Source organism: Carboxydocella sp. ULO1, assembly GCF_002049255.1.
In the GTDB taxonomy this organism is placed as follows: Bacteria; Bacillota.
This window is the reverse complement of record NZ_BDLQ01000040.1, coordinates 23,054-33,398: the sequence shown is the minus strand read 5'-3', so window position 1 is coordinate 33,398 and position 10,345 is coordinate 23,054. Positions and strand designations below refer to the sequence as shown.

Sequence of the window (10,345 nt, the reverse complement as noted above, 5' to 3'; positions counted from 1 at the left end):
TAATAATATTGAACTTTTGTGAATATATATTTTTTTATTAAAAAAAAATTACTGTTATGTTCCAAGTCAGATTTCATTGAATGTAATATAACAATATGATTATATTTATCGATTGCAGTAGATAAATCATTAAAAATAACCATATCATAGTCTTCTAATATTTTTCTTTTTAGAAGATAATTTCTAGTTAAATTAGAATAAATAATATGACCTAATCCTGGTAGAAAAAAATCAAACAATCTCTGAATTAAAGCATGATAAAAATAAATATATCTTGGCAAGTCTTCCCTGCTCCAAACTTTTATATTATTTATTCTATATTTGTTAAGTTTATTTATTAATAAATTAATAAAAGTTACAACTCCTCCACCTTTTTGGAAATAACCATTATAAACAATAATTATTTTTATAATAAACACCTCCCCTAAAATTTACCTTTATAATATAATTTTACTAAATATCTTTTTTTGTTTTTCATTGTATATTGTTATACTATATACCCTCTTTTATCCAATAACTGTTCAAACATCTCTCTTTTCATTTTCATAAAACAATCGAACCTGCTCCAATAAAAACATTATCGCCAATAATTACGTTTCCTATTTTTGTATATCCTAAAAAAGACTTAGTGCTTGCATCATGAGCTAAAATATGAACTCTTCTTGCTAAAGTAACATTATTACCAATTTTTATTAGCCAACAATGCGAATAATCTATTACCACTTCTCTTTCTCTTTTAAAATTTTCACCAACTTGCAGACCAAGTTTTATTAATTGTTCTGTACTAATTTCTCCAATTAACCTATTTCTTACCTTTCTTAAAAGATCAATTAATATATACATATTTACCTCCATACTTAATTAATATTCTTTTTTTGATATTTATATAAATTAATCGTTGCAAAAACAAAACCATAAATTGGTACTTTAGCTCCGAAACTCATAAATGAACTTATCATAGCAATTACAGAAAGAATAGCAATTTTTTTTATCCTGCCTTTATGTTCTTTAATAACAAAAATCAACATTAAAATGAATAATGTTGTTCCAATAATACCTGCATCATTAACTAAAATCAACCAAGGATTTTCAATCAAATAGTTATTTAACAACTCTCTACTAAGTTCATCCGCACTTTCACCTATGCCCTTACCAATAATATTCATTTGGCCAGAAATAAGTTTCTGTAATGCAAGTTTACGTATAACTATTGAATCATAGGTAATAGTATTTCGTTCAATAAGTATATCTTTAAATGAGAAAATTAACGTAATTATCACCATCAAATAAATTATTAAAGAAACTTTATTCTTTTTTGTTCCTAAAAATAATGATAAAGTAATGGTAACAATTAATAAAATAATTGCAAATCTAGATAATGTTAAAATAATACCTATAGAGCTATATAATATCCATAGTTTATTATTACAAACCAATCCCATATATAACCATACAACATTAATAACAGCATTAGTTAAAGGATGATCAGTTATCCCCATGCTCCTTAAAATGCCTGCTGTAAAATATTCAACGTATTTAATTTCACCAAAAAAGTTGTACAAAAAGTTGGTTCTTGTAATTTGTTCCAAAATACTTATGACTAAATTTATATAAAATAATTTTGAAATAAAATTATAAATATCTTTTACTTTAACATTGTTTTTAGCAGTCAAGCATATAATTAATGTATTCAAATATATATCTATTATTTGAGGAATTCCATTAACTCCTCTTTCGAATATTGTTATCAAAATGAAATAGAAAATTGATAATAAAAGATAAATTTCGCTTTTATAAAAGTGTTTAAATAGTGTTTTATTATCTATTCTTTTATTCAGAATTAAAAAAATAAATGTTGTAAATATATAAACTGATGCAAAGTGAATTTTAAAAAAACCCCTATAAGACGTATCACTATAATCTGTTCCTGTAAGCAAGCTATTAATTTTTGCATGAAATACAATTATAAAGAAAATAAAATTTTTAATGATTAAATTTATTGATAACTTATATGCAGAGCAAATAGCAAAAATTACAATTAACACTAGTGTAATTATATTGTTAATTATTATATCTTCATTTATTAATTGATTAAGTAGTATTAAGATTAACATTATAATAATATATAAATAATTAAAAACGATTTCTTTTTTAAAAGATATTTTCATTCACTTCCCCTCAGCCATCTTAAATACCGTCTTTACCACCAGCGCCAGATCCAGCCACAAACTAGCCCGGTCTATATACTCCATATCCATTTCCATCCATTCTTCAAAACTCACATCATTTCGCCCCGAGACCTGCCAGATACAGGTAATCCCCGGCTTCACCGACAGCCTCCTGCGATAGCGGCTATCATACTGGGCCACCTCCCGCGGCAGCGCCGGCCTCGGTCCTACCACACTCATATCTCCCAGCAGCACGTTGATAAACTGCGGTAACTCATCCAGGCTGGTCTTGCGCAAAAACTTGCCCACCCTGGTAATTCGCGGATCATTGGTGATCTTGAACACCGGCCCGTCCATTTCATTGAGATGGGCCACTTCTTTCAGCCGGGCTTCCGCATCCGGCACCATGGTGCGGAACTTGATCATCTTGAAGATCCGGCCATTCAGACCCACCCGCGGCTGAATGAAAAAGACCGGGCCTTTAGAATCCAGCTTGATCAGGATAGCAATCAGCAAGAAAACCGGCGCTCCTCCAATCAGCACCAGGGAGGAAAAGACCACATCAAAAGCTCTTTTGGCCATCCTCTGCCAGATGTTCTGCTTTGACGGCATATAGGAAATCACCGGTAAATCCGCCAGTTCACCGGCCTGCCCTCTGATCAGCCGTTTTTCACCCAGGTTTGCCAGCAAATGCACCGTTTTGCCTTCTTCTTCTCCCCGGTCAATAACCCACTTCCATTCCTCATAATCCTTGAGCGGCATGGCGATCAGAATTTCATCCACCACTTCCTCATGCAGCACCCGCCCCAGTTCATTGACGGTGCCCAGCCAGCGGATGCCGGGAAGCTGCTCTTCTCCCAGGATTCCGATAATCTGCACATCTTGCCCCGTTTTCTCTTCTATATGCCGCACGGCATAATTGGCCATTTCGCCACTGCCCACCAGCAAAACGCGCACCCTGTCCTCTTTTTGACTCTGCCGGGCATACCAGAGCAGACCAAAACGCGCAAGCAGGCTATATAATAGCAGCGAGAGTGAAAATACCCCCAGAAACACCCGGCTGATATCCAGCTTAATCCCTACCAGTAAAACCAGTAAGGCAAAAATATATGCCAGCCAGGTTTTGAGCAAGCGCATCATTTGCTTTCCCAGTTCCTGCCAGATCAAACGGTTATCTTCCGCCAGTTTGACGGCCAGCAGCCACAATACAGCAGCCGAAAAGGAAAACAAGCGATCATTGACAGGTATAGCCCCGATCCAGCCAAAACGAAATATTGCCGCTGTCAACACACCTGCACCGACTACCGGTACCTGGGCCAGCCAGATCAGCTCCCGGATAAGTTCTCTTTTGCGGATAATCCCCACTCTCTTCCCCTCTCCTTCCTGTTTTCTATTCGCTCACCCCATAGCTATAATGATAATTATAGTAATAGTAGCTACCCTTCTTCATTTCCACCCCATTCAACACAGCCCCCAGCAGTCGTCCCCCGACCCGCTGAATCCCTTCTTTGGCCAGTCGGGCCTGCTGTCTGCTCACCGCTGCTGCCATCAACACCAGCACCACCCCATCTACCTTCGGTGCCAGCACCAGAGCATCCGTTACAGCCTGGATGGGCGGCGTATCGATGACCACCAGATCTGCCATCTCCATCAACCTGCCCATTATGTTATCCATTTCTTCTGCAGCTAGTAATTCTACCGGATTGGGGGGAATCGGGCCGGAAGTCAGTACCCTCAACCCGGGCACACTGGTAGTCTGCAGAACATCCTTTAGTTCAAAATCATGGGTCATGACATTGGTCAATCCCCGGCTGTTTTTTAAGTCAAAGACCCTGTGCAAACTGGGCCTGCGCAAATCACAATCCACCAGGATTACTTCCTTCTTCTGCTGGGCCACCAGCGCCGCATAATTGGCCGCTACCGAAGACTTGCCTTCCCCGGGCCCAGCACTGGTAAACAGGATAGTTTTCAGCTCATGGGCCACATTGGCATACTGGATATTGGTGCGCAGGCGTCGGTATGCTTCCGCCAGCGGTGATTTCGGTTCCTTGTCCACGATTAGCCGTTCCATCATCTGCCCTCCCTTAATCCCGGCGGGGTATGATGCCCAGCACGGATATCTCCAGATACTTTTCTACATCTTCCGGTGTCTTGAGACTGTCATCCAGGAATTCCAGCAAGAAGATCAAGCCTGCTGCCACCATAAAACCCAGTACCAGAGCCATGGCAATGTTTATCGCTTTTTTCGGTTTCACCGGTTTCTCCGGCCTTACCGCTGGATCCACCACCTTGACATTGTCTACTGCCATTACATCCTTAATCTCATCGGCAAACACATAGGCAACGGTATTAACAAGATGGGCTACCCGTTCCTGGTTGGTATCCTCGGCACTGATAGTCAGCATAATGGTATCCTTCAGTAAACTGACTTTCAGCATCTCCTGGATTTCTTCCGGTTTCAGTTCCCCGCCCAGATTCTGGGCCACTTTTTCCGCCACTGTGCGGCTTTTCACAATTTCGTTATAGGTTTTCACCAGCTCCTTGGCAGCCAGCAAACTGGTGTAATCATCCCGGATCAGTTTTTGTCCACCTTTGTTCACCAGCAGCGTAGCTGAGGCTTCATATACCGGGGGTAAAACAAAGAAACTGAGAATAGCACTGGTAATGACTGCAAGTAACGGTATCAGAAACAGGATAAGCTTGTGTTTCCACAGCGTTTGCCCTAATTCGCGCAGGTCAATTTCTTCTTCCAGTTGCACAAAAATGCCCCCTTAATATTTGGTTTTTTGTCCATTTTTTATTATATCTAAACCATCTTTAAATTTGTGTCGAATTGTGTATTCAATTTTATTTTTTTATCGACATTTTGACTCTTATTTTGTTGAAAATTTTCTTTTATTCCTGGTTTTGGCCATCATATTTCGACATGAAATTTTTATATTCCATGCTAAAATTTTCTTAGACCAAACTAAAAAGAGGTGAGTCCATTGTCCTTATATATCTTACTAGCTATTGTCGCTTTAACTCTGTTTACCTTAGTCCTGGCTTTACTTGCCTTGCAAAAAAGAAAAAAACGTCCTGTCACCTATTTTTCCGCCTTTTCCTTATATTTTTTGCTGGCTTCCATCTTTTACTGGCAGCAGTACCACACTGAATGGACTGTCGATCCCCACTGGCTCAACTACTACAAAAACTTTCGCGGTCCAAGTATCACCGCTGCCCAGGCGGCCAGCACTGTCGACCATCCGGAAGTCATCACCCTGGCTGAACAGACCCGGCAGGCCCGGCAGCGTATGCAGGAACTGCAAGCCGTAGCAAAAGGGAAAATCAGCGGGGAAAACTTCGATACCTTTCAGTTGCTCTTAACCCAGGGCCGACTCACTACCTCGGATTTGCTGCCTCTTTATCAGCAAGGTGGATTAACTGAGGCCCAGTTATTAAAATTCCTTGATCAGGGCCTGCTCAGTGTAGAGCAATGGCAGGAGCTGGAGGAACAAATCAAAGAGGCGGCTGCCAAAAAAGCCACACCAGCCCCGCCGGCTCCCGCCCCGGTTAACCAGAAACCGGTCGCTCCTGTCGCCCAGCTGCAGGCCCGGCAACCCGGTACTACCGGTGCGGAAACGGTGGCTCTGGCCCTGGCCAGCCAGGCCAAGCAGCTGAGCCGGGCCCAGCTGGATCAACTGGTACTAGCTCAACTCAAAACCGTTCCTGATGCGCAAATCCAGGCCCTTTTGCCGGACCTCACCCCTGATACCGGTCGAGAGCAACTGACTGTGATCATCGTCAACAAACTGGTGGGCTGGAATCGCAATGAGCTGGCTGCCCGCTTCCTCTACGAATTCTATCGCTTGCCAGAAGCAGAGCAAAAACTATTACTGCAAAAACCCCTGACCACTTTACCACCCCAGCAGCAAATCCAGGCCCTCAGCAAACCCCTGGCCCTGCTGGTCAGTGACACCCTGGCCGGTCTGCAAAGATTGCTGGCCGCAAACTGAAAACCCCGCTTAGCGGGGTTTTCTTTTGCCCAGAACCTGGATGCCAGTGGGCAGCCCATAGCCATACCAGCTGTCCCATCCTTTACTGCCCAGATCAATTGCACCAGCTGTCAGCCGTTGCCTGATCTCTTTCGCTTTCAGCCTGGGATAGGCGGATTTCAATAAGGCTGCCAGCCCGGTGATATGGGGACTGGCCATCGATGTTCCGCTCATCACCTTATAATCTCCCCCCGGTATAGTACTGAGAATCTCCACCCCCGGCGCTACCAGATCCAGGGCCGGGCCAGTGCTGGAAAAGGGAGCCCGTTGCCACTGACGGTCAATCGCTCCTACGGCCATCACTTCCGGATACCTGGCCGGATAGAGAACGGTATCCCCTTTTCCTTCTTCGTTCCCAGCATTGCCCGCCGCAGCCATTAGCAGGATTCCCGCTCTGGCTGCTCTTTTCACCGCATACCGCAAAAGGGGATTGTTCTGTTTTCCTCCCAGGCTCAGGTTGACTATATCCAGCCGGTTTTTGATGGCCCATTCCAGACCAGCCGCTATGTCGCTGTACCAGCCGCTCCCCGCACTGTTCAGGGCCTTGATAGCAAAGAGCTCGACCCCCGGGGCAATCCCGACTACCCCTTGGCTATTGTCCTGAGCCGCTATTATCCCGGCCACATGGGTGCCATGACCATTATCATCCTGGAAGCTGTCCCCTGTCAGCGCAATCCCTCCGGCCACCTTCAAATCAGGATGCTGTAAATCAATTCCTGTATCCAGCACCCCTACCCTTACTCCTGAACCATTGACCCCCAGCTGGCTCGCCACCTGCGGGCCTGCCAGCACCGCCACCCCCCAGGGTATTTGCTGTTCCTGGGTGGTGGCCTGTTCATCTTCAAAAACTTCCATTACCCCGCGCAGGTTCCGTATCTGCTCAACTTCAGTCTGGTTCAATTCAATTACCAGATAAGGCATAGTTTCAAAACTGCGGACTATCTTGCCGGAAAGAGAGCGCAGTAAGCCTTCACGCCGCCGTCGCCAGTAACGTTCTTCCAGTTTGAGAATATAACGCTTCTTGCCTTCCATCCGGTTTGCCTCCTCTGTCTTTTTGTTGCATTATATTCCGCTGTCGTTAAATTGGCGATTTTTCTATTAAATTAGAACTTCTTGCTAGAGGCAGGATTTTTCCATTTAACCCCGAATATATTGGGTAAGAACAGAAGACAACGGGCAAACCAGGCGAAAGCCTGGGGCGCAAAGCCATGGGTCTAAGGTTCCCGTCGGGAACTATGATTGCCAGGCTGCTCATATGGCAAAGGGTAATGGCACTATAGCCATTTTGAGCAGCCTGCTTTCCAGTGGAAAGCAGGCTGTTTCTTTCCCACCCTTTACTGTACGCGCCCCCGGCTTTCCCTTCCCGCTGGGGGCGATATTTTATGAGGAAGCGAAGCGTGAGTCTGATTCTCCTGTTTCTGCTCTGGCTAATAGCCGCAGTGCCGGCCTGGGCAGCTGCCCAGCCTGGTGTCAGGTGGCTGGAACCCTTAACTTCCGAATTGGTAAAGGTAAAAATCAATCCCGCTCAACCGGGACAATTGCTGATTCAGGGTCAGAACTTGCCTGCCGGACAGGTACTGGTGGAAATCCGTCGCGGCGATGACCGCGCCGCCTATTACTTCCCGGTCCGTAACGGTGCTATCACTGGTTCCTTCTGGTTGCGCTTTGGCAGCGGCCAGTATTACCTGACCGTTTATCTCCCGGCCGGTGCTGCTTTCCTCTACCAGATCGAGGCTGAAGCACGTCTGGAAGCTATCGACTTGCCGGACCGACGTTATCTCCTGCCTGGCAGTGGCGTGGAAAGCGACCATCCCACCTTGCGGAAACTGGCCCAGGATCTGGTTGGAAAAAACGCCGGCGCCAGACCAAAAGCCTATAATATTTACCGCTGGGTAACCAGCAATATAGCCTATGATGCTGCTCGCCTCAGCAGCCAGCAACTTTATGGTCCCGGTTCAGGCGCCCTGGCCACCCTGGCCAGCCGCAAGGGCCTCTGCCTGGATTATGCCAATCTGACGGTAGCTCTCCTGCGCGCCGCTAACCTGCCGGCCAGGGTAGTGGTGGGCCAGGCCTATGACCGCGTCTGGTACGAACACTCCTGGGCCGAAGTCCTGCTGGACGGCAAATGGCAACCCCTGGACCCTACCTGGGATGCCGGTTACCTGGCGGGCAACCGATTTATCCCGCGTGCCCAAACCCTCTACTTCTCCATGTCCTACAGCCAGTTCTACCGCTACCACCGGGCGGAAGAATACCGATAAACTGCAAAAGCGGTACCTCGCCTTACGGCCTGGTACCGCTTTTTCCCTTATGACATCAATCTGGCCAGCAACGCTGCCAGTTCAGCTCTTGTCGTCACTCCTGCCGGAGCCAGTTTATTTTTTTCCCGTCCTTTCAGGATGCCGGCTTCCACCAGTTTGTTCACTGCTCCCTGCGCCCAGGTGGCTACCTGCTGCCGGTCGCTGTAGCTCTCCAGCTTACCGCCATTTCCGCCCTTGATTTTGCTCCCATAAGCCCGTTCCAGGATCACTGCCAGCTCCTGCCGGGTTAACTTATCCCCTGGCCGAAACTTGCCCTGATACCCCTGCATCAGTCCGGCTTTGGCCGCTGCAGCCACATAGGGCGCATACCAGGCCGAACTCTGGACATCAGAGAAGGTCGCAGTGGCGCTATCCTCTATTTCTGCTCCTGTGGCTTCCACCAGCATTTTAGCCGCTTCTGCCCGGGCAACCGGCTGCTCTGGCCGGAAGTATCCCTGCTCATCTCCATCGATTACGGCCAACCCGGCGATTTTTTCGATCTCCCCTCTGGCCCAGTGTTTAGCAGTATCGGGGAAACTGTTCTTCACAGCTACTACCCCGTATAAACCGCCTCGTTTAATACTGGCAGTAATGGTCCCGGTAGCAGCATCAAAATTTTGCTGCCGGACTTTCAGTTTTTGACCATTGCCTTTAAATTCGAAGAGATAAATATTTTTTTCACCCTGAACTTTGCTCTGATCCAGCTTAAAGCTAATTTTGAAGGCTTGTGCCGGTTTAAAGGACAGAGTCAGATCATAAACCGGGCTGAGCAGATCGCCCCTGATGATAAAAGGCGCCTCTTCATAGATTTTGACATAAAGCAAGGCATTGGCCGGCAAACTGCTATTGCCAAAATCCACTGTCAACCGTCCCTGATTTGCACTAACGGTTCCACCGTTAGCCGGCAGGGAGAACTCTTCTACCTGGGAAGGAGCCAGCGGCCTGCCCGGCCGGATGCTGACGGGAGCCTTGAACAGTGCCTCAGCTACCGCCTGGTGCCCGGCATCGGAGAGATGGGCATTACTGTAGTCCTGATAAATCGGATCCTTTCCTTTGCCCAGATATTTATCTGACCCCAGCTCCTGCAGGGACTTGAACACATCCACAATCACCACAGGAGGCATATAGGGGTCACTGTTGACCTGTTTCACGGCATCAGCAATAAAACCATTCAGGTAAGGAATCAACAAATCAAAGGCTTCATACTTTTTCTCTGCCGGATCGGTAGTCCTCACCCCTGGAACTTTTTCTCCGGGTGCCGGGTTGTAGAAGTTGAGCAGATAGATGGTAGTATCCTTACCGGTATTAATAGACCTTATTAATTGCACCGCAGTAATCAAGTTCTCTTTCAACTCATTTCCGGCCTGCCGGTAATTGTGGGGATTGCGTCTCACTGCCTGCATGAAATCATGGGCGCCAAACCAGATGGTAATCACCCTGGCCTTTTTGATCGCTTCCCGATTGGCCGGATCGGTAACAAACCGGAGCAGATCCCTGCTGGTTGCCTGTTCTTCTGCGATCAGGGTCAATTCCTTGACGCCCCGCCTGTCTTTTATTTGCTCGTAAAATCTCTGGACATAACTTTTAGAGCTGCCTACACCCAGGGCCAGCGAATCCCCCAGGGCCACATAGCCCACACCAGCCTTGTCTTCAACTGCCCCTGCCTGCCGCGCAGGAAAAAATTCCGTCAACAGCAAGAATAGGACGCAAATGACGGAAATTATTTTTTTATGCAAACTTTTCAGCCCCTTTCTGCAGAATATTCTATACAATAAATTTCTTTTTCTATATTTGTTTTGATTTTCCTGCTCTGGTTAAGCAAATATTTTTAGTCATATTTCGA

10 protein-coding genes and 1 riboswitch are annotated in these 10,345 nt (G+C 46.0%); of the genes, 2 read left to right on the top strand and 8 right to left on the bottom strand.

Going from position 1 to position 10,345, the window contains the following annotated elements; translation table 11 throughout:
- The 6 genes from ULO1_RS07690 to ULO1_RS07665 all read right to left on the bottom strand — a co-directional run.
- On the bottom strand, positions 1–419 hold a 419-nt coding region (locus ULO1_RS07690; protein WP_143325431.1), incomplete at its 3' end, for a hypothetical protein.
- 124 nt (positions 420–543) lie between these two features.
- A complete protein-coding gene (locus ULO1_RS07685; RefSeq protein ID WP_079933322.1) occupies positions 544–843 on the bottom strand; it encodes a hypothetical protein in 300 nt (99 codons plus the stop codon).
- Positions 844–857: 14 nt separating this feature from the next.
- A complete protein-coding gene (locus tag ULO1_RS07680) occupies positions 858–2,168 on the bottom strand; it encodes a hypothetical protein (RefSeq protein ID WP_079933321.1) in 1,311 nt (436 codons plus the stop codon).
- The gene (locus ULO1_RS07675; RefSeq protein ID WP_079933320.1) at positions 2,169–3,533 is read right to left on the bottom strand and encodes a sugar transferase; all 1,365 of its coding nucleotides are present in this window, start codon (positions 3,531–3,533) and stop codon (positions 2,169–2,171) included.
- Positions 3,534–3,558: 25 nt separating this feature from the next.
- Positions 3,559–4,239, bottom strand: coding sequence for a CpsD/CapB family tyrosine-protein kinase (locus ULO1_RS07670; RefSeq protein ID WP_200806945.1), 681 nt, complete (start codon positions 4,237–4,239; stop codon positions 3,559–3,561).
- Positions 4,240–4,252: 13 nt separating this feature from the next.
- Positions 4,253–4,927 (bottom strand): YveK family protein, encoded by a 675-nt coding sequence (locus ULO1_RS07665; RefSeq protein WP_079933318.1) that lies wholly within the window; start codon positions 4,925–4,927, stop codon positions 4,253–4,255.
- Positions 4,928–5,155: 228 nt separating this feature from the next.
- Between ULO1_RS07665 and ULO1_RS07660 the strand changes: the two genes are divergently transcribed.
- The gene (locus tag ULO1_RS07660; protein WP_079933317.1) at positions 5,156–6,163 is read left to right on the top strand and encodes a hypothetical protein; all 1,008 of its coding nucleotides are present in this window, start codon (positions 5,156–5,158) and stop codon (positions 6,161–6,163) included.
- Between the two features lie 9 nt (positions 6,164–6,172).
- Here ULO1_RS07660 and ULO1_RS07655 read toward each other — a convergent pair whose 3' ends face one another.
- Positions 6,173–7,234: a S8 family peptidase gene (locus ULO1_RS07655; RefSeq protein ID WP_078664215.1), complete on the bottom strand. Its 1,062-nt coding sequence runs from the start codon at positions 7,232–7,234 to the stop codon at positions 6,173–6,175.
- A 133-nt stretch (positions 7,235–7,367) separates the two neighbouring features.
- Positions 7,368–7,457, top strand: a riboswitch (cyclic di-GMP riboswitch).
- Between the two features lie 127 nt (positions 7,458–7,584).
- On the opposite strand from ULO1_RS07655, the gene ULO1_RS07650 reads away from it, so the two are divergent.
- The gene (locus ULO1_RS07650; protein WP_079933316.1) at positions 7,585–8,463 is read left to right on the top strand and encodes a transglutaminase family protein; all 879 of its coding nucleotides are present in this window, start codon (positions 7,585–7,587) and stop codon (positions 8,461–8,463) included.
- A 47-nt stretch (positions 8,464–8,510) separates the two neighbouring features.
- On the opposite strand, the gene ULO1_RS07645 is transcribed toward ULO1_RS07650, so the two are convergent.
- A complete protein-coding gene (locus tag ULO1_RS07645) occupies positions 8,511–10,238 on the bottom strand; it encodes an S-layer homology domain-containing protein (protein ID WP_159446854.1) in 1,728 nt (575 codons plus the stop codon).
- Positions 10,239–10,345 lie beyond the last annotated feature (107 nt).

Excerpts from the sequence above, each read along its gene's own strand:
- ULO1_RS07655 (WP_078664215.1), bottom strand. The coding sequence starts at position 7,234 with ATGGAAGGCAAGAAGCGTTATATTCTCAAACTGGAAGAACGTTACTGG.
- ULO1_RS07650 (WP_079933316.1), top strand. The coding sequence starts at position 7,585 with ATGAGGAAGCGAAGCGTGAGTCTGATTCTCCTGTTTCTGCTCTGGCTA.
- ULO1_RS07680 (WP_079933321.1), bottom strand. The coding sequence starts at position 2,168 with ATGAAAATATCTTTTAAAAAAGAAATCGTTTTTAATTATTTATATATT.
- ULO1_RS07670 (WP_200806945.1), bottom strand. The coding sequence starts at position 4,239 with ATGGAACGGCTAATCGTGGACAAGGAACCGAAATCACCGCTGGCGGAA.
- ULO1_RS07685 (WP_079933322.1), bottom strand. The coding sequence starts at position 843 with ATGTATATATTAATTGATCTTTTAAGAAAGGTAAGAAATAGGTTAATT.